The organism is Micromonospora sp. NPDC001898, assembly GCF_042891255.1.
Classification (GTDB): Bacteria; Actinomycetota; Actinomycetes; order Mycobacteriales; family Micromonosporaceae; genus Micromonospora.
Genome location: NZ_JBIATC010000003.1, coordinates 105,914 through 126,682, shown reverse-complemented (window position 1 = coordinate 126,682; position 20,769 = coordinate 105,914). Strand labels below are relative to the sequence as shown.

The window sequence follows — 20,769 nt, the reverse complement described above, 5'->3', positions numbered from 1 at the left end:
AGATGGATGAGGTGCGTGATGCCGGCAAGTGTGCTGCGACCGGTGCTGGGCGCGCTCGGGTTGACGCAGATCCGATACGTCGGCGCGGTGCGTCGGGGTCGGGCGAGCGGCCTGGTGGCCGAGGTGTACAAGCAGGTGGAAAGGGACTTCGGCGTGCTCGCGCCGCCGGTGGCCCTGCATGCCCCGGCCCCCGAGGCGCTGGCCGCCGCGTGGATGCTGCTCCGGGAGGCGCTGGTCGTCCCCGGCGCCGCCCCGCGGGCGGCCAAGGAGGCGGTGGCCACCGCGGTCTCGCTGGGCAACGCCTGCCCGTACTGCGCGACCATCCACAACAACGCGCTGGACCTGCTCGGCGGCGCCGGCCCCGATGGGCCCACCCGATCGGACCTGGAACCGGGCGTCGGCGAGGTGGCGCTGGAGGAGATCGTCGCCTGGGCGATGCCCGCCGACGGGCGGACCCGGCCGGACCGGCCGCCGTTCCCCTCGGCCCAGATGCCGGAGCTGGCCGGGGTGGCGGTGCTGCTGCACTACCTCAACCGGGTGGTGAACGTGTTCCTGCGCGACGTGCCGTTGCCACCCGGGGTGCCGGAGGTCGCCCTGCCCATGGTGCTGCGGGTGCTCGGCTGGGCCATGATGAGCGCGTCGCGGCGTCCGCACGAGCCGGGCCGGTCCCTGGAGCTGCTGCCGGCCGCGCCGCTGCCGGCGGACCTGTCCTGGGCGGCCGGCAACCCGGCGATCGCGGAGGCGTTCGGCCGGGCCTGCGCCGCGATCGACGCGGCGGGGCGCCGCTCGGTGCCCGAGGCGGTCCGCGACCTGGTGCTGGTCAACCTGGTCGGCTGGCGCGGCGGTCCGCGGGGGATCAGCCGGGACTGGGTGGAGGAGCTCGTCGGGGGACTGCCCGAGAACCAGCGCCCCGTGGGTCGGCTGGCCCTGCTGGTGGCCTTCGCCTCGTACCAGGTGGACCCGGGGGTCGTGCGTAGCTGCCGGCAGGTCGGCGCGGACGATCGGACGCTGGTCGAGATCTGCTCCTGGGCGGCGATGGCGGCGGCCCGGTGGCTGGGTGGCCAGCTCCCGGTCCCGCACTGATCATGTCCGGACACGGCGCGCATCGTCGAACAATTCGGATAATCGCTGCGACTGTCAGATTAAGTCACGTCGCTGCGAGTAAGAACGTTGAAAACTACCGTATTTATTGATCTCCATGCGTGGTATCGTCCTAACCCATCCGGACCGCTTAGGACACTCACAGTAAGGGCGACTCGAGAGGTTTCGGTCCGCACTTACACTGCCCGACCAGGCCGGTGAACTGGCGATTCTTCGCAGTTTTCACCGGATGATCGAACACCTGTTCCGATACGGTGCGACGACGAAGTCGTGGCGACCCTTGGGCAGGACCACGTCGCCGGTCGTGGGGACGCCCCCGCGGCCGGCGCCCGGCGCACGGGCACATCGTGCCAGGGTGCGGCCGGAGTGTCTCCAACGTGTTCACCGAATGGAGTTGATTCGCCGTGCACAACGCCGTCGAAAGAGCCATCTCGATCATGTGGGATCGTTACCACGAACCGCTGTCGCTCGACGCAATGGCCGATTCAGCCTTTCTCAGCCGCTTTTACTTCTCCCGGCTCTTCCGGTCCAAGACGGGCACTTCGCCAGGTCGTTTCCTGACCGCGATCCGGCTCTACAAGGCCAAGAACCTGCTGCTCGAGACGGACATGAGCGTCACCGACATCGCCTACGCGGTCGGCTACAACAGCCTGGGCACCTTCATCAGCCGGTTCACCCGCAGCGTGGGCATCTCGCCGGCCCGGTACCGGTGGCTGGCCGAGCACGGCATCCCACAGTTGGCCCGCACCCGCACGGCCGGCCCGCGCCGTCGCGCCAGCATCGGCGGGCGCCTCGTCCTGCCCCAGGTCGACGTGCCGGTCAAGGTGTATGTCGGCATCTTCGACAGCCCCATCGTGCAGGGCCTGCCGGCCTCCTGCGACATCCTGGAGGCCTCCGGCGAGTACATGCTGCGTGACGTGCCGGAGGGGGAGTGGTACCTGCGCGCCGCGGCGATCGCGCTCGACGACATCGCGGCCCGGCCGTCCATGCGCCGGCCCCTGGCGGTCGGCTCCCACGACGCGCTCACCGTCGCCGTCGGCGAGGAACTCACGGTGGACCTGGAGCTGCACCACACCGGGGTGTTCGACCTGCCCATCCTGATCGCGCTGCCCGAACTGGACAGCAGCACCCCCGGCAGCCGGACCCGGCACGGCTTCGCCCGCAACGACCGGCGCACCAACCGGTCGTCGCGGATGCTGCACGGGGCCAAGTCGTGACCGCAGCCACCGGGCGGTGGCGACCCCGCACCCCGGGCCCGGGGTCGCGCCGGAGCCACGGACCGGGCGGCGGCGTCGCCACCGGGGGATGAGGGCGCGGGCCGCGCGGGACCCGGCAACGAGCCCTGAAAGACCTCCCAGGGGGAGGGGAGCAGGCCGGTGGGACGGGGGCACCGGTCGGCCGGGACGCCGACCGGCGCACGCGTCGCAAACCGACGTTCAGCGTACGGTTTCGGCGCCCGACGACTCCGGCACCCGGAACGGCCCCCAGGTGAACGCAGGCAGCCAGCGCCCCGGATCCGCGCTCCACCGCAGCGACCGGATCTGCGCCGTGGTGCGGCGACCGGCCAGCGACAGATAGACCTCGTACCACGGGCCGGACATCGTGACCGCCGGCTCGCCCGTTCCCGCCACGCGCCGCCCGTGCTCGGTCTCGACCGCCAGCGGCGGCAGGCCGTGGCCGTCGAGCGAGGCGGAGAGCCCCGTCAGCAGGACACCCGAGGCCACCGGCAGCGCCGGGTGGTCGACCGGTGGCGGCACCCCCAGCGCCTGACGCAGGTCCAGCTCGTGGGTGAACGCGTCCATCACCGGGATGTGCCGGTCCATCGAACCCGGACCGGCGAGGAACTCCTCCACCGGCCCGCTCAACCGCTCCCACTCGTCGAGCAGCTCCGGCAGCCCGCCGGCGGGCACCGGCCCGGGAGTGGACCCGGTGGCCCGGCCGTGCACCCGCGCGCAGACCTCCACCAGGTGCGCGACGAGGTCCCGGACCGTCCACCCCGGACAGTTCGCCACCGGCAGCGCGCCGGCCTCCGGGGGCGCCTGGGCCAGCAGGGCCGCCGTGGTGTCCCGGACCTGACGGTAGGCCGCGACGGCGCGGGCCTCGGACGAGCGGGCGGGGTGCGGTTCTACGACGGTCATGATCGTGCCTCCTTCCGCGGCGCTGCCGCGGCTCGGATGGATCCCGCCGCGGGTGCGGCGGGGTCGGCAGGTGCGGCGGCCCGGCCGGCCTGCGCCGCCGTGAGCCGCCCCGTACCGTGCAGCCAGCGCACGGTGTCGGCGAGCGTCTCGGCGAACGGCCGGGGCTCGGGCCCCGCCGACCGCGCCGCATCCTCCGGGCGGGCGTCGCAGGCGCAGACATAGCAGGCGCCGTACTCGGCCGGGATGTGCCACGGCCACACCCGCTGCACCACGTCGGTGGCGTAGGCGAAGGGCAGCATTGCCCGGGCCGGCAGGAACAGCGTGGGCAGCCGACGGCCGGTCACCTCGCGCACGGCCGCCACGTAGTCGCGGGTACGCAGGTAGCGGCCCGGGCCGAGGTGCCGGTCGCCGGCCCCGGCGGGCCCGGCGGCCAGCTCCGCGAGCAGCACGGCCGTATCCCGCACGTCGCCGACCGGGAAGCCGCCGGTGGGCCACATCGGCATCAGGCCGCGCAACACGTTGCGCAGCCGGGCGTTCTGGTCGCCGAGCTTCGGGTCGGCCGGGCCCAGCAGGGCGGGCGGGTAGGCGATCACCACCGGATCGCCGTGCGCCTGGTGCTGCCGGGCGACCCGCTCCGCGGCGGCCTTGCTCGCCAGGTACGTCTCCCGGGCCGTGGTCGGCGGCGACTGCGGGCCCACCGTCCCGGCCGGGGACGGCAGCAGCGCGCCGAACGTCGACACGTGCACCGAGCGCCCCACCCCGTGCCGGCGGGCCGCCGCCAGCACCACCTCCGTGCCGCGCACGTTGGTGCGTCGGGTGGCCTCGTGCCATCGGCTGTCGAACGAGTAGACCGAGGCGGCGTGCACCAGCGCGTCGACGCCGCGGACGGCCCTGGCCACCGCCGTCTCGTCGGTGACGTCGCCGTCCGCGACCTGCACCGCGTCGCTCGGCACCGACAGCGGCGACAGGGCCGGGGCGACCCGGTCGGGGTCGCGGGCCAGCACCCGCACCCGGTGTCCGGCCGCGGCGAGCGCCGCCACCGTGTGCGCGCCGACGAAGCCCGTACCGCCCGTCACAAGTACCAACATCGCGAGTTCCTCTCCGCCCGCGACCGGCGTGGGACGCGCGGCGCGTCGCGGCTGCCGGGCCTGGCGGGCGGCTCGATCGTGCCCCGTCCGGCGACGGCGAACTACTCCCAGCGTGCCGTCGTCCCGGCCATTACGCCGCAGGTCAGAGGGCAATCGGGAAGTGGCGGCGGGCGCCGGTCGGCCCGGAGGATGGGGCAGTTGGATCGTCAATCCTGGATGTATTGGAGCAGCAGGTGGCCGGCACCATCAGGGCGCTCAGGCGCCGCGTCCTCACCCCCGACGTCTCGGAGACCCTCGTCTCCACCCGGGGGTTCCACGACAAGGGGCCGGAGGCCCGCACCATCCTGGAAACGGTCGGTTCGTCGTTCCTGACCGGGCTCTCCTCGGCCGCCGGCGCCCGCCGGGTGACCGACGTCGACACCGACCTCGCCAAGCTGCCCACCCGGTTCCAGGGGTTCGCCTACGAGGGCGCGGCCATGGGCTTCGCGCTGGTCGACGCGCTGATGCCGGGCACACCTCGGCGCAGCGCCGAGTTCCTCGCCGGCACCGGCGACCGGCACGTCTACATGGCGTACGTCGGGATCGGCTGGGCGCTCGCCCGGCTGCCGAAGTTCCTGTGGCGGCGGGCTCTCGCGGCCGCCACCGACCCGCTGCTGCGCTGGCTCGTGCACGACGGCTACGGCTTCCACCAGGCGTACTTCCACACCGACGAGTACGTGCACGGCCGGCGCGCGTTGACCGACTTCCCGTGGCCGGCCGAGGGCCCGACCTCGTACGCCGCCCGCGCCATCGACCAGGGCATCGGCCGGGCCACCTGGTTCGTCGCCGGGTGCGATCCGACGCTCGCGGCCGACCTCATCGACCGGTTCGCGCCGGCCCGGCACCAGGACCTCTACAGCGGCGCCGGGCTCGCGGCGACGTACGCGGGCGGTTGCACCGAGGACGAGCTGCGGCTGTTCCTGACCCGGGCGGGCGAGCACGCCCCGTTCGTCGCCCAGGCCTCGGCGTTCGCGGCGCAGGCCCGGATCAGGGCCGGGCTGCTGGTGCCGCACACGGAGCTAGCGGCTCGGGTGTTCTGCCGGACCTCCGCCGCCGAAGCGGGCCGGATCACCGACGAGCTGATCCCCGCCGGGCCGGCGGCCGACGGCCTGCCCGCCTACGAGGTGTGGCGGCGGGCCGTGGCCGAGCGGTTCCGGGTCGGCGCGAGGGTGCAGCCGTGACCGCCATCGCCGACCGGGGCCGGCTGCGCCCGCCGGGGCCGTCGCCCTGGACGGCGCCGGTGCTGCTCGGGCGGATGGCCCGCAACCGGCTGGACGTCATGCGGGCGGTCTCCGCCCGGCACGGCGACGCGGTCCGGCTGCCGCTGGGGCCGAAGACGCTCTACTTCTTCAACCACCCCGACCACGCCAAGCACGTGCTGGCCGAGAACCCCGGCAACTACCACAAGGGCATCGGGCTGGTGCATGCCCGCCGTACCCTCGGCGACGGCCTGCTGACCAGCGAGGGCGAGCTGTGGACCAAGCAGCGCAAGGTGATCCAGCCGGTGTTCCAGGCGCGCCGCATCGCCCGTCAGGCCGACGCGGTCGCCGAGGAGGCGGTGCGGATGGCCGCCCGGCTGCAACGCATGGCCGGCGGCGACCCGGTCGACATCCGGCACGAGATGACCGAGCTGACCCTCGGCGTGCTGGGCCGGACGCTGCTCGACGCCGACCTCAGCGAGTTCGGCGGGATCGGTGAGGCGTTCGAGGCGGTCCAGGACCAGGCGATCTTCGAGATGATGTCGCTGAGTGCCGTGCCGACCTGGGTGCCGTTGCCCCGGCAGCTGCGCTTCCGCCGGGCCCGCGCCGAACTCCAGGAGATCGTCGACCGGCTGGTGGCGCACCGGCGGGCGGAGCCCGGCGGGACCGAGGGCCGCGACGACGTGGTGTCCCGCCTCATCGAGTCGACCAGCCGGGAGACCGACCCTGGGGTGGCCCGGCAGCGGATGCGTGACGAGCTGGTCACCCTGCTGCTGGCCGGGCACGAGACCACCGCCAGCACCCTCACCTGGACCTTCTACCTGCTCGACCAGCACCACGAGGTGTGGGAGCGGATGCACGCCGAGGCCGTCGAGGTGCTCGGCGACCGGAACCCGGTGTACGAGGACCTGCACCGGCTGCGGTACACCGCCATGGTGGTCGACGAGGTGATGCGGCTGTACCCGCCGGTGTGGCTGCTGCCGCGCATCGCCCAGGCCGACGACAACGTGGGCGGGTGGCACGTGCCCGCCGGCGCCGACCTGGTGCTGTGCCCGTACACCCTGCACCGGCACCCGGAGTTCTGGCCCGACCCGGACCGCTTCGACCCGGACCGGTTCGACCCGGACCGGCGCACCGACCGACCGCGGTATGCCTACATCCCGTTCGGCGCCGGCCCGCGCTTCTGCGTCGGCAACAACCTCGGGCTGATGGAGGCGGTGTTCGTTCTCGCCTGTGTGGCCCGTCAGCTACGCCTGTCGCTGAGCCCCGGTTACCAGGTGGTGCCGGAGCCGATGCTGACCCTGCGGGTGCGGGGCGGCCTGCCGATGCACGTCCACGAGGCCTGACCCGTCAGATCCGTCGACCCAGGCGCAACCGGTGCTTCCCGCCGGTTGCGCCTGGGTCGTGTCCGCCCGGGGGTCGGGCCGCCCGACCTCGACAGCCGCGCGGCGCCCACATCACGGCTGGCTCCGCTGCCGGTCCGGAGGCGTACCGTTGCGGGGCATCGTGCGACACCTCCTCGCCGCCTACCACACCCCCGGGGCATCCGGCCCGCACCGCGGTGGCGACGCCGTGCAGGCCGCCCACGGGTACGCGCTGCTCGGCGACCGGGCCGCCGCCGAGCGCCTCCTCGGTGAGGCGAGTGACCTCACCGAACGGGCCGGGTCCGAGCCGCCGCCGTCGGCGTACTGGCTGACGCACACCTTCTCCCGGCTCGGCCTCGGGCTGGCGTACCTGGTCCCCGGCGACAAGCGCACCGCCGTGGACAACCTGCGCACCGGCCTCGACGGCCTGCCGGACGACCAGCGTGACGCGGAGTGGACGACGGAGTACCGGCGAGCCCTGGTCGACGCCGGCTGACCCCGTCCACGGACTTCTGGACAGGCGGCGGACACCGACGGCCGGGTCGACCACGCGGGGTGCGTGGCCGACCCGGCCGTCGGTGGTCGGCCCGGTGGGCGCCCGGCCGACCCGGTCAGCCCTTGCTGACCTCGCGGAACCGGCCGCCATGGAACAGCAGCGCGTCACTGCTGTCACCACGGCCGGTGCTGAGGACCGAGCCGAGGAAGATGGAGTGGTCGCCGCCGTCGTACACCGCCGCCAGCTTGCACTCCACCCAGGCCACGTTCCCGGTCACGATCGGCGCGCCGGTGTGCGGGCCCGGTTCGCACCGCACCGTCTCGAACTCCCGCTCGTCGCGGGGCCTGCTGGAGCTGGCGAAGTACCGGGCCAGCCCCTCCTGGTCGGCGGCCAGGATGGACACCGCGAAGGTGCCCTGGGCCAGGACGGTGTCGTGCATGACGGCGCTGCGCTTCACGCACACCAGGACCATCGCCGGGTCCAGCGACACGGAGGTGAACGCGTTCGCGGTCATGCCGTGCGGCAGGTCCCGGCCCGACGTCACCACCGTCACGCCGGTGGCGAACATCCCCATCACCGCCCGCAGTTCGGCGTGGTCGGCCGCGGGCGCCGGCATCGTCGCCGGTCCGGCGGTCGGTCGCTGGTCCGCTCTGGTCACGGCTCAGCCCTCCCCGACGCCTTCGGACACCCGCCGGCCGCCCGCGGCGAGGGGCACCGCGTAGCGCGACAGGGCCGTGCGCAGCGTGTCCGGCACCCGGGTCGGCCGGGTGTCGGTGTTCGGGCCGCGCATGCACGCGATCCGCTGCCGGCCCCGGGCCACCAGCTCCTCGAAGCCGTCGCGCAGCCGCACGTAGTCGAACGCGAAGCCGATCTGGGTCTGCGTGAGGTCCTCCAGCCGCATCCGGATCGACAACTCGTCGAACGCGGTGATCTCGGTGAAGAACTCGCACTCGCACTTGAGCGTGAACAGCTTCAGGTCGTCGCGGATGTCCGCCAGGACCTCCGGCGCCTCGTCCCGCAGGAACATCTCCCGGCACCGGCCCTGCCAGCGCATGTAGTTGACGTAATAGACGTTTCCGACGAGGTTGGTCTCCTCGAAACCCACCAGGTGCCGGTACTCGTAGTAGGACTCCATCTCACCTGACTCCTTCCGCCAGCATCGTGAACACCACCGGGTCGCCGATGCCGTTGAGCGCGGTGACGAAGGTGGCGACCCGCGCCGCCCCCGACCGCAGAGCGACCCAGCCGGCCGTTCCGTTCGGCTCGGCCACCAGGTCGACCCGGGTGTGGCCGTTCTTGCGCAGGCACTCCACCGCGCCCCAGACCCGGGTGGCGGCGACCGACAGGTCCTCGCCCTGCTCCCGGGCCAGCAGCGTGGACAGGGCGACCCCGTCCGGGCCGATCAGGCCCTCCCACTCCTCGGCGGAACGGGCCGCGGCCAGCTCCACGTCGCAGCCCACCGCCGCCGAGGCGCCGGCGACGGCGAAGGTGACCCCGGCGCTGTGCGAGGCGGAGATCCGGACGTCCCCGTCGACCTCCGGCTTGCCGTCGGGCCGGTAGCGCACCGTCGTCTCCGCGCCCAACGCCCAGCTCACCGCCCGGGCGGTCTGCCGGCGCCGGGCCGGCGTGCCGGTGGCGTCCGGGTCGTCGGGCCGTACGACGCAGCGCAGCTCGTCGGGCAGGAACGCGCCGGCCCGCCGCTCCAGGTACGGGCCGACCAGCGCCGGCAGCCACGGCCCGGTGCCGTCCTGCTTGCGTACGGCGTGCAGGCGCAGCCCCACCCACCGCTCGACGAGGTTGCCGTCGCCGTCGCAGACGTCCACGTCGTAGTGGTAGGTGTCGCCCTGGCGCAGCCGCTCCACCGCGTGGATGGTGACGGTGTCCAGGGTGGCGGCGACCTTCGGGTCGGCCAGGTACAGCCGCTCGATAGCCCCCGGCAGCAGGGTCGCGTCCGGCACGCAGCACTGCAACGCGTGCATCACCGTGTCCCTGGTGCCCGGGTCGCCGAGCACCAGGTCGCCGGGCCGGTACCGGGCGAACCACGCGTCGACCGGCCGGTTGGACACCCGCGCCGTGCAGCTCGTCGCCGCCAGGTCCAGGTAGCCCAGCAGGCGCTGGAACCGCCGTCCCTGGAACAGCACCGGGCCGTACAGGTCGCGGGCCGGGTCGATCGGCAACAGCCGCGCGGCGGCGGTCCCCGGCCGGGCTTCCACCCGCAGCGGCTGGTCCCAGCGCAGCCGGGCCCGGAAGTGGTCGGCCTGGAAGTTGGTGTCGCTGCTGCGCACCACCGCCTCGACCGAGCCGTCGGCCGCGGCGAGCACCGCGATCCGGATCGTGTTGCTGCCCGAGGGCGGCACCACGATCGGGCGCAGCAGCTCGACGTCCTCCAGCACCGGGGCCTCGGTGCGCCCGGTGAGCGCCGCCGCCGCCTGCGCCATCGCCTCCATGCCCAGCACGGCGGGGAAGAGCAGGTCCCCGTCGAGCAGATGGTCGGGCAGGTAGAGGTCGTCGTCGGCGGTCAGGTCGGCGTCCACGACCAGCTCCACGCCCGGGTAGTGCACCTGCTGCCGGTCGACGAAGCGCAGCAGCGGCAACTCGCGCCGCTCCAGCGTGACCGTGGACAGGCCGTCGGCGCGGCCCATCACCACCAGCGCCTGCGGCGCGGACGGGCTGGCCAGCACCTCCTTCAGGGTGGCGATGCCGGCCTCCACCGGGATCGGCGCGATGCCGTCGCGGGTGAGGGCCTCCAGCACCCCGAGCCGCTCGCCCATGCCGGCGCCGGACCACACCGACCACTCCAGCGCCAGGCACCGGATGTGCGGGTAGTCCTCGCCGACCCGGCGGGTCAGGTCGGTCATCCAGTCGTTGGCCGTGGCGTAGTGCGCCTCGCCGCGCAGCCCCGCCCGGCCGATGATGCTGCCGAAGGTGACCAGCAGCCGCAGCGTGTGCGGGTCGGTCGCGGCGAGCACGGCCTCCAGCCCGTCGATCTTCGGCGCGATGGTCCGCCGGAACGTCGCCTCGTCGAGGCTGACCACCGTGGTCGGCTCGTTGCGGCCGGCGCCGTGCAGCACACCGGTGACCGGGCCGAGCACCCGCTCGATGTCGTTGACGGCCGCCTTCACCTCGTCCAGGGCGGTGATGTCCGCCCGGGCGTAGTGGAAGCGCACCCCGGCGGCGGTGAGCCGTTCCAGGTTGGCCGCCAGTTCCGCGTCGGCCGCCGGGTCGGAGCGGCCGATCAGGCCGACCGCCGTCAGGGTGTCCCGCCCCAGCGCCAGGGCGCACTCGGCGGTGATGCCCTTGCCGCCCCCGGTGACCAGCAGCACGTCCTCCACCCCGAGGCCGGGCCCGCCGTTGGGCGGCAGGGACGCCGGCCGCAGCACCGGCACGTACCGGTTGCCGTCGGCGTCGTAGTTGACCTCGCTGAATTCGGCGGTCGCCGCCACGTCGGCGACGAGCCGGGACACCGTGGCCGCGATGTCGTCGGCGGACGGGTCGCCGGCCAGCGGCAGCGTGATCACCGTGGTGGTGATCTCCGGGTGCTCCTGGTGCAGCGTCTTGGCCAGGCCGGCCGCGTTGCGCCGGTCGCCCAGCGCCACGAACCGGACGGGGCCACCCTGCGACACGGCGGCCCGGGCGGCCCGCAGCATCACCGGAATGTGCTCGGGCTGACAGTCGCGCGGCAGGCACAGCAGCACCCCACCGCCGACCCGGGCCTGTTGCAGCGCCGCGCGCAACGGCTCGGCGAGAGGGCTGTGCCCGGCGGTGAACGCCTGCCAGCCGCCCTCGACCGGGGCACCGACCCGCGGACCGGCCTCGGTGGGCACCAGGTCCACGGCGAACGCCCGGACCCACGGGGCCACCCCGGCGATCGACCGTTCCGCTTCCTCCGCGTCGCCACCACCGCCGGCCTCGTCCAGGATCTGCGCGATCTCCGCCACCGTGGCGGTGGCGTAGCTGGAGGTCAGCGTCGGGGCGGTCACGTTGAGTTCCCGGGCGGCCTGGTTGACGATCTGCCCGACGGTGATCGAGCTGAGGTGCAGCTCGTCCAGCGGCCGGCTGTCCGGCCGTACGGCCTCCAGCGGCAGCTCCGCCCGCTCGGCGGCGAGCCGGCGCAGTAGTTCCAGGGTGTCGACCGTCGCGCCGGGCCCGGAGGCCGCGACCGACGCGCCGGCCGGCGACACCGCGACGGCGGCCGGCTCGGCCCCCGCACGGGCCACCGCGAAGTCCCCGGCCGGTGCCGACTCGGCGGGGCTGGCGAAGAACCGCAGCGGCCGGCCCGGCTCCAACGGCCGGGTGAACCGGTCCTGGAACAGCACCGAGTGGTTCACCGCCGCGCCAGCCGCGTACGCGGCGCCGACCGCGTTGAGCAGGCCCGCCAGCGACAGGCTGTCGGTCTCCAGCGAGATCGTCGGCACCTCCGGGGCGATGTCCGCGGCCAGGCCGCGCAGCACCCGACCCGGACCGACCTCCAGCAGCAGGTCGGCGTCGTCGGCCAGGCGGCGCACCGCCTGGGTGAACCGCACCGGGTCCAGCACCTGCCGGCGCAGCAGGTCGGGTACGTCGGTGTCGGCCGGCAGCACGTCCCCGGTGACCGTGGAGACCATCCCACCGGACAGCGGGGCGAAGGGCAGGCCGCCCAGGTGCTCGGCGAACGCGACCGCGGCCGGGGCGACTGCCTCCGAGTGGAAGGCGTGCGACACCGCGATCCGGGTCCAGAACAGCCCGGACCGCTCGGCCAGCGCGCCGACCTGTTCCACCGCCGCGACCGGACCGGAGACCACGGTCTGCTGCGGGCTGTTGTAGCCGGCGATGACCACCGGCGTACCGACCAGCAGCGGCTCGACCACCTCGGGGGCGGCGGAGATGCTGGCCATCGTGCCGTCGCCGGCGCTGGCGTCTGCCATGATCCGGCCACGTGCGCCGGCGGTCGCGATCAGCGTCGCCTCGTCCATGGCGCCGGCCCAGTGCAGCGCGGTCAGCTCGCCGAGGCTGTGCCCGGTGGCCCCGACCGCCCGCACCCCGAGCATCGACAGCACCCGCAGGCCGGCGACCGACGCGGTCACGATCCGCGGCTGCGCCACCGCCGTGGCCACCAGGTCCGCGCCGGGTGGCGGCTGGTGGTCCTGGTACAGGGTGTCGACCTCCTCGAACCGGCGGCGCAGCGCGCCGCCGTCGGCCCGCCGACCCGCGCCCTGCCCGGGGAACAGGAACCCGATCCGCGGGGCGGAACCCGTCGAGCCGAGGAAGACGCCCCCGGTCGCGTCGATCACCCGCTGCTCGCCGGAGTCGACCAGCTCGACCAGCCGCTCCAGGCGCTGCCGCGCCTGCTCGGGCGACGCGACGACCACCGCCGCCCGCACCGGCCGGTCGGCCAGCTTCCCGGCCAGGGTCGCGGCCAGGTCGCCCAGTTCCGCGTACGACAGCCGGCCGACCCACGGTGCCAGGTCCGACAGCCGGGAGCCCAGTTCCTCCGGGGTGCGCGCGTCGAACATCAGCAGCTCGGTGTCCTGCCGGGAGCGCACCAGCGCGGCCGTCGACGCCCCGATCCGGGTCCGCCGGCCGTTCTCCGCGCTCTCGACCACCACGTGGGCGTTGATGCCGCCGAAGCCCATCGAGGACACCGCCGCCCGGACCGGCTTGTCCGCCGGCCACAGCTCCGCCGTCGCGGGCACCCGCACGGCGGGACGCTCCACGTCGAGCACCGGGTGCGGGTCAACGTGCCCGGTGGCCGGCGGGATGACCTGCTGGCGTACCGCGAGGATCGCCTTGAGCAGCCCGGCGACCCCGGCGGCGGCCTTGGTGTGGCCGAAGTTGCCCTTCACGGTGCTGATCGCGGCGGGCGCGCCCGCCGGGTCGGCCTCCTGCCGGGCCTCGGTGAACGCCGTCAGCTCGGTGGCGTCGCCGACGGCGGTGCCGGTGCCGTGACCCTCCAGGTAAGCGACCGAGTCGATGCCGTAGCCGGCGCGCTCGTACGCCCGGCGGATGGCCAGCCGGTGCCCGCTGGCCTCGGGCCGGGTGATGCCGCCCTTGCCGTCGGAGGAGTAGCCCCAGCCGGCGATGACGGCGTGCCGCCGCAGCCCGCGCGCCACGGCGTCCTCGTCGCGCATCAGCACCAGCATGCCGCAGCCCTCGCCCGGCCAGAACCCGTTGGAGTTGCGGTCGTACACCCGCATCTCCCCGGTGGCCAGCGCCCCGGTCTTGGCGAAGCCGATCACCTCGAACGGGTCGATGCTCAGGTCCACCCCGCCGGCCACGGCGGCGTCGAGATCGCCGTTGGCCAGGGCGTTGCAGGCGGTGGAGACCGACAGCAGCGACGACGAGCAGGCGCCGTCGACGGTGTAGCCGCCGCCCTTGAAGTCGAAGTGGTTGCACACCCGCCCGGCGATGGTGTTGGCCAGGCCGCCGGCCAGGGTGTCCTCGTCGATCGGCGGGAAGGGCGCCTTGTAGCGCGGCTCCAGCTCGTCGAGGAACGTGCCGACCTCGGCGTCGCCCCAGCCCTGTTCGCGCAGCGCCGCCCCGACCGTGCGCCGCACGTACGGCCAGCGCAGCCGCAGCAGGTTGGCCCGGCTGAACTCACCGGTGAGGGTGTTGCCGATGACCACTCCGGTGGTGGCCAGCGGCAGCCCCTCGCCGTCGGGGAAGCCAGCGTCCTCCAGCGCCCGGGCGACCGTGTCCAGGGCCAGCCAGTGCGTCATGTCGGTGGACCGGAAGGTGCTGCCGGCGATCTTGTACCGGACCCGGTCGAACTCGAAGCCCTCGATCACGGCGGCCTTGGCCGAGTAGAACCGGTCGGGCGCGGTCGGGTCGGGGGAGTAGTAGTCCTCGGAGTTCATCCGCTCGTCGGGCAGCCGACGGAACGCCCGGCGGCCGGTGAGCACGTTCTCCCACAGTTGGTTGGGGTTCTCGGCGTCGGGATATCGGCAGGCGATCCCGACGACCGCGATGCGTTCGCTCATTCCTGCTCCTCGCTTCGTCCGTCGACCGCCCTGACGGGGTCGACCTGGTCGGCCGGCGCGGCGCGCCAGCCGGCGCGGCGCGTCCTGTCCCGCCGGATCACGCGATGCGCCTGGGGGTGCCGAGGGACAGCCCGGCGGGCGCGGCGCCCCGCTCCCGGGACTTCTTGCGCAGGTGTGCCAGCCACCAGCCCAGTCCGCGGATGCCGCAGACCACGACCACCGCGAAGAAGAGCGTGTAGACGACGTTGAACAGCATCAGCACGCCGTAGACCATGGCCACCGAGGAGCCGAACATGAACTGGTTCATCGGCTTGGCCGGGGTGGTGCCCGGGTCGGTGATCATGTAGTTGGTGAACAGCACGAACGCCACACCGGTCATCACGCCGAGCGCGGAGAACAGCGCGACGTCCCAGATCCAGTGCCGGATGAACGCCTGGATGGCGAAGCCGCCGAGCCAGCCCACGATCAGCGGCACCTTGCGGGTCAGCAGCGCGTTGATCACGGTGCCGGCGGTGACGATGATGATCGGGATCATCACCCGGAAGTAGGTGTTGGCGTTCTCCGTGAACTCGTACGGCGGGGCGATGGAGATCCAGGAGCCGAAGCAGACCAGCGCCATGGTGATGCCGAAGTTCGACGGGTTCATGTAGTGCCGCATCCGGCCGTAGACCGGGGCCTGCAGGACGTACTTGCCGGTGACGCCGACGATCACGGCGAACGCGATCGGCAGGAACATGTCGTTGGCGTAGAGGAGCATGTTGCAGGCCAGCGCGGTGATGTGCGAGGGCAGCAGGAACTCGTACACCCGGCGGCCACCGCCGCCGAGGAACCGGGGTGTCTCCTTCTTGGCCCAGGCCCGGATCAGCTCGAAGGTGATCTCGGCGGCGTAGGCGGTGAGCACCGCGAAGATGGGCCACAGCCACGGCTGCTCGAAGCCGAGCAGGGTGTAGCCGAAGATGTTGAAGATGCTGATGGAGAGGGCGAAGTTGCGCAGGGCCAGGTAGCGGCGGTCGGGCTCCGGTTTGGCCGGGGCGGGGGCGACGCGGGCCGCGGGGGCGGTGTTGATGCTGGGGGGCGGGGCGATCGTGGTCATCGGTTCGGAACCTCCTCGACGCGGTCGGTCAGCACGAGGGTGTGCGTTCCGGCGGTGAGCTGCTGGCTGGTGCTGTGCTGCTGGCCGCCCAGGTCGCGCCAGCGCAGGTCGACGGTGACCGGGCCACTGTTGTTGCCGAGGCCGAAGTGGACCTCGAAGCTCCGCTTGCCGGCGTGGCCGCTGCCGCCGTCGAGTTGGGAGATCTGCTTGCGGCCGTCCGGCGTGGTCACCGTGACGGTGGCGCCGTACGCCGGGGTGCAGAGCATCTGGCCCTCAGGGGCGCCGATCGCCGGCCGGTACAGCCGCAGGTTCAGGAAGTTGCCCTTGCTGGGCGCCTCGTTGACGTAGAACGCCGGCGGGCCCCACTGCCGGGCGACCGCGAGGTCCAGCGCGCCGGTGCCCCGGGTGTCGGCGGTGGCGACGCCGCGGGTGGGGATCGGGACGTCGAGCCCGACCTCCTTGGTGATGTTGGCGAACTCGCCGCTGGCCGTGCGGGCGAAGAACGCCAGCGGCTGGCTGCCGGCGATGTCGTCACCGGGTTGCAGGTTCGGCCACATGGCCGGGTTGGACAGCAGGTCGTCGTTCATCATGGCCATCTCCTGCAGCCACGGCCACCGGTTGATCTTGCCCTTGACGAAGCCGAGCGACTGGACGACCTCCAGGTCGCCGCTGTTGAGGAAGTCGCCGAACTTGATGTCCCAGCCCCAGCCGCTCCAGGCCATGCCCAGCGGCCGGGCCTCCTGGGTGAACGGTGCGACGCCCTTGCCCAGCTTGGCGAGCATGTCGCGCTCGTCGCGGGCCCGGTTGATCCAGACGAAGTTGCTCTCCTCCAGGCCCCAGGCCGTGGTGATGTTGGAGACGACCATGTCGAAGTTGCCGTTGCGGTCCAGGTCGCCGAAGTCGATGCCCATGCCCTTGAACGAGCCGTTGCCGAGCACGAACGACTTGGGGGTGGTGGGGGTGCGCTCCCCGATCGCCGCCTTGAACTTGATCCGGCCGGGGGAGGAGATGTTGTGCAGCAGGTGGTTGTGCCCGAAGTCGTTGGCGACGTAGACGTCCGGCAGCCCCCGCGCGGTCAGGTCGGCCGCGCCCAGGCCCAGCGTCCAGCCGGTGGACTTCTTGAACGGCACCGCCCCGCGCTCCGCCACGAAGTTCACCGACGGGTTGTCCCCGGTGGTCGCCGAGTGCCAGCGCAGCACGTGCAGGCCGCCGCCGTTGGTGGCGCTGGACAGGGTGTCGTTCATCTCGACGTTGTCCTGGCCCCGGGTGTTGAGCACGTCGGACTCGGGGAAGTAGTTGCCGATCACCACGTCCGGCTTGCCGTCGCCGTCGAGGTCACTGACCAGGGAGGCGTTGGTGTGCCACTTGGGACCGTGGTAACGGCCGTCCGGCGAGCTCTGCGGCAGCAGCTCCTGGCGCTGGTACGTGGCGTTGGACACCGTGGTGGCGCCGGCCTTGCGCAGGAACATGATCGGCACCCGGCCCCAGTAGGTGACCATCAGGTCCATCCGGCCGTCGAGGTTGTAGTCGCCCGGGACGCAGGCCATCGGCGCCATGGTGTCGTCGATCGGCAGCGGCGCCGCGTCGAGGATGAACGGCGTGAACTGGTCCTCCTTCGGCGCGGTGGGCGCGTAGGTGACCACCACGTGGTTGGTGCGGACGTCCACGAAGCACATGCTGTTGGCCCGGCCGTGGTCGGTGAGGTCGTTGAGCGCGATGCTCGCGCCGACCGACGAGATCCAGGCCCGGATCTTGTGGTACGTCGGGTTGACGTCCCGGATCGTTCTCTTGGGCAGCTTGTCGTAGCCGTCCGGGTAGGCGATGGGCTGCTCGGTGAAGCGGTATCGTGTGGCGGCCTCCTCGGCTCCGGCGACGGACACGCGGCTGTCGATGATGAAAAAGAGCGAGGCCGCGAGTAGAATCGCGACTATTCCGGGACTGAGCGAGCGTGTGCGTTGACCCAGCACGGTAAGGTCTCCTTACGACAGTGCCATCGACTTCTGCCAAAGCCGATGGCGTGAACAGGGCAGACGGCGCCGCCGCGGCGGTGTTCCACGGATCGGTTTCGTGGCGGCGCGCGGGTGGGGGATGGGGAATTGTCGCCTGGCGGGATAGGTCCGCAGGCGCGTCGGACCCGGCCGGTGGAGGGGTTCCTCCGGCCTTTTCAGCCGACGTGGCGAATCTGATTCCTGGGGTGCCTGGTTTCCTCCTGCTACGGGCGGGGAAATTGGATTAGGGCGACCGGATCGGGCCCAGGTTCATCGTGCGACTTCATCGTGCGACGGTGGCCCCGGAGTGCGCTTCTTTCACATTGCTCCCGACGTTCTCCCAGCCTGCCGCCGTTTGGTTCGCGTTTAACGGACGGTTTGACGCTCCGGATCCCTTTAGGTCAATCTCGTCGTCTTGACCCGCTGTGTCCACCCGGGGGGCCGAAGACGGCAATATGGCGACTAACTGTGGACCGCGCGGTGGCTAGCGTGGGTTACGGCGCTGCCCGGGCGCGCTGTCTTCGGGGATCACCCCGCCCGGGACCGGGAAGAGAGGAAGCCGTCGTGTCTGTCGAGGGATTCTGGAAGGTGGCCGTGGCCACCCCGTTCGGCACCCGCCGTACCGAGCTCGAGCTGTTCAGCGAGGACGGTGTCCTCCAGGGAATTTCGCGTGGTGAGAAGGAAACGCTCACCCTGAACGACCTCCAACTGGAGGGCAACCGCCTGTCGTGGTACCAGTCCATCAAGAGGCCGATGCGGATGGACCTGGCCTTCGACGTGACGATCGACGGCGACGAGATGACCGGCACCGCCCGCGGCGGCCCGATGCCGGCCGCGAAGGTCAGCGGCCACCGCGAGCCGGCCGCCCAGCCGGCCTGAGCCGGCGCCCACGTCGCCCGACCGCCCCCGGGGTCCACCCGTCGGGGGCGGTCGGCACCGGAGCGGAACCCGTTGGGGGACGCGCCTCGGCCCTTCGGGGCCACGCTCCAACCCGGATATGTATTGACTTAAGTGCATTTATCATCAATGGTCTTGGGTACTCGACGCGGGAGCACCCATGACCGAACTGCCAGAAGGCACCGAGCACCACCGTTACCTGATCATCGGCGCAGGCCCGGCCGGCCTACAGCTGAGCTACTACCTCCAGCAGGCCGGCAGCGACTACCTGACGCTGGAACGCGCGACCAGCCCCGGCGAGTTCTTCCGCCGGTTCCCCCGGCACCGCCGGCTGATCTCCCTGAACAAGGTGCACACGACCAGCACCGACCCGGAGATCCGGCTGCGCTGGGACTGGAACTCGCTGCTGCACGAGCCGGCCGACCTGCCGTTCTCCGACTACAGCCGCGAGTATTTCCCCAACGCGGACGACCTGGTCCGCTACCTGGGCGACTTCGCCCGGCACCACCAGTTGGCCATCCGCTACGACACCACCGTCGAACGGGTCGAGAAGACCGACGACGGCTTCCTCGTGCGGGCCGGCGGCCGGTTGCTGCACGCCGACTGCGTCGTGGTGGCCGCCGGCTGGGGCCCCCCGAACGTCCCCGACGTGCGCGGCATCGAGCACGCGGTCGGATACGAGGACATGAGCACCGACGCGGCCGACTACGCCGGCCAGCGGGTGCTCATTCTCGGCAAGGGCAACTCCGCCTTCGAGACCGCCTCGGCGATCCTCGGGCACGCCGCCATGATCCACCTGGCCAGCCCCCGGCCGATGCGGCTGGCCTGGAACACCAAGCACCCCGGCGACGTACGGGGCCACCACGGCGCCGTTCTGGACAGCTACCAGTTCAAGACCCTGCACTCGGTGCTCGACTGCGTCATCGACGAGATCCGCCCGGTGGGCGACAAGTACGAGGTGCACCTGACCTACACCCACGCCGACGGCGAGACGGCCGTCATGGAGTACGAGACCGTGCTGCGCTGCACCGGCTTCGCCATGGACACCTCGATGTTCGCCGAGAACTGCCGCCCGGCGAGGGTGCCCAGCGGGCGGCTGCCGGCCACCCGGACCGACTGGCAGTCGGTCGACGTCGACGGGCTGTACTTCGCCGGCACGCTCGCCCAGGACCGCGACTTCAAGAAGGCGTCCTCGGCCTTCATCGACGGGTTCCGCTACAACCTGCGGACGCTCACCGCCCTGCTGCGCGAGCGGTACGAGGGCGCGCCGCTGCCGTACGAGAAGGTGGACGCCGACGCCGAGGCACTCACCGGGCTGGTGCTGGACCGGGTCAACTGGAGCTCGGCGCTGTGGACCCAGTTCGAGTTCCTCTGCGACGTCATCGTCGTCGATCCCGTCGGCGGGGCCTGCCACTACCAGGACCTGCCCGAGGACCACGCGGTGGAGCGGTTCGGCGGCGAGAGCCACTACTACACGTTCTCGCTGCGCTGGGGCCGCGACGCGTACTCCGACGTGTTCGCCATCGAGCGGCACCCGCAGCCCGACCGGGCCGCCGAGAGCGCCTTCATCCACCCGGTGCTGCGCCGGTACCGGGGCGGGGAACTTGTCGAGGAGCTGCACCTGCTGGAGGACCTGCTGGCCGAGTGGCGCCGGCCGGACCGGCACGTGCAGCCCCTGCTCGACTTCTTCGCCGCGGATCTGGGGCGGTGACGCCTACCGGCGGACCATGACCTCCGACAGCGGCTTGCGGGTCAGGTCCGGGACGGTGACCCCCTCGGCCGGGTAACCGACCGGCATCACCACGCAGGCGCGCTCCTCGGCCGGACGCTCGCAGATCTGGTTGAGGAACCGCATCGGGCTGGGGGTGTGGGTGAGGGTGGCCAGCCCGGACAGGTGCAGGGCGGTGATCAGCATGCCGATGGCGATGCCGACCGACTCCTTGACGTAGTAGGGCCTCGGGGTCTGCGGGCCCTGGTGGACCTCGAACACGACGATGACCACCGGGGCGGTCTCCAGGAACGGCTTCTGCCAGTCGGTGCCCATCGGGGCCACCGCATTGAGCCACTCGGCCGAGGCGCGTCGGGTGTAGAACTCGATCTCCTCGGCCTCGGCGGCCTCCCGCAGTTGGCGCTTGCGCTCCGCGTCGGTGATCATCACGAAGCGCCAGGGTTGCAGGTTGGCGCCGCTGGGCGCCGTCGCGGCGGCCCGAACGGCCTCCTCGACGACGTCCAACGGCACGGGTTCGGCCGAGAAGTGTCGTACCGACCGGCGGGCCGCCATCTGGTCGGCGAACGCCCGGGCGGTGCGGTTCATCAGCGTGGGTTCCAGCCTGTCCAGGTGGAACGGGGTGGTCTCGATCTGGTTCACGGAATAGCCTCCATCGGCAGGTCGGGGGCTTCTCCAGCATTA

General features: G+C 72.4%; 14 protein-coding genes and 1 pseudogene. 7 read left to right on the top strand and 8 right to left on the bottom strand.

Annotation, left to right across the window (positions count from 1 at the left end; genetic code table 11):
- The first annotated feature begins 18 nt into the window (after positions 1 to 18).
- Positions 19 to 1,083, top strand: a complete 1,065-nt coding sequence (locus ACFYZF_RS08565; protein WP_387017309.1) for a carboxymuconolactone decarboxylase family protein — start codon at positions 19 to 21, stop codon at positions 1,081 to 1,083.
- A gap of 422 nt (positions 1,084 to 1,505) precedes the next feature.
- Entirely contained in the window at positions 1,506 to 2,318 is an 813-nt protein-coding gene (locus tag ACFYZF_RS08560) for a helix-turn-helix transcriptional regulator (protein ID WP_387017307.1), read from the top strand.
- A 219-nt stretch (positions 2,319 to 2,537) separates the two neighbouring features.
- Here ACFYZF_RS08560 and ACFYZF_RS08555 read toward each other — a convergent pair whose 3' ends face one another.
- Positions 2,538 to 3,239 (bottom strand): maleylpyruvate isomerase family mycothiol-dependent enzyme, encoded by a 702-nt coding sequence (locus ACFYZF_RS08555; RefSeq protein WP_387017305.1) that lies wholly within the window; start codon positions 3,237 to 3,239, stop codon positions 2,538 to 2,540.
- Positions 3,236 to 4,327 carry an SDR family NAD(P)-dependent oxidoreductase gene (locus tag ACFYZF_RS08550; RefSeq protein ID WP_387017303.1) on the bottom strand — a complete coding sequence of 364 codons (1,092 nt, stop codon included), beginning with the start codon at positions 4,325 to 4,327 and terminating at the stop codon, positions 3,236 to 3,238. Before ACFYZF_RS08550 ends, ACFYZF_RS08555 begins: the two co-directional genes overlap by 4 nt.
- 233 nt (positions 4,328 to 4,560) lie before the next feature.
- On the opposite strand from ACFYZF_RS08550, the gene ACFYZF_RS08545 reads away from it, so the two are divergent.
- The 3 genes and pseudogenes from ACFYZF_RS08545 to ACFYZF_RS08535 form a co-directional block, all read left to right on the top strand.
- Positions 4,561 to 5,547, top strand: coding sequence for a DUF1702 family protein (locus ACFYZF_RS08545; protein ID WP_387018363.1), 987 nt, complete (start codon positions 4,561 to 4,563; stop codon positions 5,545 to 5,547).
- The gene (locus ACFYZF_RS08540) at positions 5,544 to 6,911 is read left to right on the top strand and encodes a cytochrome P450 (protein WP_387017302.1); all 1,368 of its coding nucleotides are present in this window, start codon (positions 5,544 to 5,546) and stop codon (positions 6,909 to 6,911) included. Before ACFYZF_RS08545 ends, ACFYZF_RS08540 begins: the two co-directional genes overlap by 4 nt.
- 130 nt (positions 6,912 to 7,041) lie before the next feature.
- A pseudogene (locus ACFYZF_RS08535) lies at positions 7,042 to 7,425 on the top strand (hypothetical protein); the annotation flags it as partial.
- 115 nt (positions 7,426 to 7,540) lie between these two features.
- On the opposite strand, the gene ACFYZF_RS08530 reads toward ACFYZF_RS08535, so the two are convergent.
- The 5 genes from ACFYZF_RS08530 to ACFYZF_RS08510 all read right to left on the bottom strand — a co-directional run bounded on the left by ACFYZF_RS08530 (position 7,541) and on the right by ACFYZF_RS08510 (position 17,441).
- Positions 7,541 to 8,041: a flavin reductase family protein gene (locus ACFYZF_RS08530; protein WP_387018360.1), complete on the bottom strand. Its 501-nt coding sequence runs from the start codon at positions 8,039 to 8,041 to the stop codon at positions 7,541 to 7,543.
- A gap of 45 nt (positions 8,042 to 8,086) precedes the next feature.
- Positions 8,087 to 8,560 (bottom strand): acyl-CoA thioesterase, encoded by a 474-nt coding sequence (locus ACFYZF_RS08525; protein ID WP_387017300.1) that lies wholly within the window; start codon positions 8,558 to 8,560, stop codon positions 8,087 to 8,089.
- A 1-nt stretch (position 8,561) separates the two neighbouring features.
- Complete coding sequence (locus tag ACFYZF_RS08520; RefSeq protein ID WP_387017298.1) at positions 8,562 to 14,381, bottom strand: SDR family NAD(P)-dependent oxidoreductase; 5,820 nt, start codon at positions 14,379 to 14,381, stop codon at positions 8,562 to 8,564.
- 97 nt (positions 14,382 to 14,478) lie between these two features.
- Entirely contained in the window at positions 14,479 to 15,474 is a 996-nt protein-coding gene (locus tag ACFYZF_RS08515) for an enediyne biosynthesis protein (RefSeq protein ID WP_387017296.1), read from the bottom strand.
- Positions 15,471 to 17,441, bottom strand: coding sequence for a CRTAC1 family protein (locus ACFYZF_RS08510; protein WP_387017294.1), 1,971 nt, complete (start codon positions 17,439 to 17,441; stop codon positions 15,471 to 15,473). Before ACFYZF_RS08510 ends, ACFYZF_RS08515 begins: the two co-directional genes overlap by 4 nt.
- Before the next feature lie 585 nt (positions 17,442 to 18,026).
- Between ACFYZF_RS08510 and ACFYZF_RS08505 the strand changes: the two genes are divergently transcribed.
- Complete coding sequence (locus tag ACFYZF_RS08505; RefSeq protein WP_350889219.1) at positions 18,027 to 18,341, top strand: hypothetical protein; 315 nt, start codon at positions 18,027 to 18,029, stop codon at positions 18,339 to 18,341.
- Between the two features lie 178 nt (positions 18,342 to 18,519).
- Positions 18,520 to 20,070, top strand: a complete 1,551-nt coding sequence (locus tag ACFYZF_RS08500; protein WP_387017292.1) for an NAD(P)-binding domain-containing protein — start codon at positions 18,520 to 18,522, stop codon at positions 20,068 to 20,070.
- A gap of 3 nt (positions 20,071 to 20,073) precedes the next feature.
- Here ACFYZF_RS08500 and ACFYZF_RS08495 read toward each other — a convergent pair whose 3' ends face one another.
- Positions 20,074 to 20,673, bottom strand: coding sequence for a nitroreductase family protein (locus tag ACFYZF_RS08495; protein ID WP_387018357.1), 600 nt, complete (start codon positions 20,671 to 20,673; stop codon positions 20,074 to 20,076).
- Positions 20,674 to 20,769 lie beyond the last annotated feature (96 nt).

What these genes read in the sequence shown, in the direction of transcription:
- ACFYZF_RS08550 (WP_387017303.1), bottom strand. Translation starts at nt 4,327, where the DNA reads ATGTTGGTACTTGTGACGGGCGGTACGGGCTTCGTCGGCGCGCACACG.
- ACFYZF_RS08565 (WP_387017309.1), top strand. Translation starts at nt 19, where the DNA reads ATGCCGGCAAGTGTGCTGCGACCGGTGCTGGGCGCGCTCGGGTTGACG.
- ACFYZF_RS08515 (WP_387017296.1), bottom strand. Translation starts at nt 15,474, where the DNA reads ATGACCACGATCGCCCCGCCCCCCAGCATCAACACCGCCCCCGCGGCC.
- ACFYZF_RS08530 (WP_387018360.1), bottom strand. Translation starts at nt 8,041, where the DNA reads ATGCCGGCGCCCGCGGCCGACCACGCCGAACTGCGGGCGGTGATGGGG.
- ACFYZF_RS08520 (WP_387017298.1), bottom strand. Translation starts at nt 14,381, where the DNA reads ATGAGCGAACGCATCGCGGTCGTCGGGATCGCCTGCCGATATCCCGAC.
- ACFYZF_RS08500 (WP_387017292.1), top strand. Translation starts at nt 18,520, where the DNA reads ATGACCGAACTGCCAGAAGGCACCGAGCACCACCGTTACCTGATCATC.
- ACFYZF_RS08555 (WP_387017305.1), bottom strand. Translation starts at nt 3,239, where the DNA reads ATGACCGTCGTAGAACCGCACCCCGCCCGCTCGTCCGAGGCCCGCGCC.
- ACFYZF_RS08525 (WP_387017300.1), bottom strand. Translation starts at nt 8,560, where the DNA reads ATGGAGTCCTACTACGAGTACCGGCACCTGGTGGGTTTCGAGGAGACC.
- ACFYZF_RS08495 (WP_387018357.1), bottom strand. Translation starts at nt 20,673, where the DNA reads ATGAACCGCACCGCCCGGGCGTTCGCCGACCAGATGGCGGCCCGCCGG.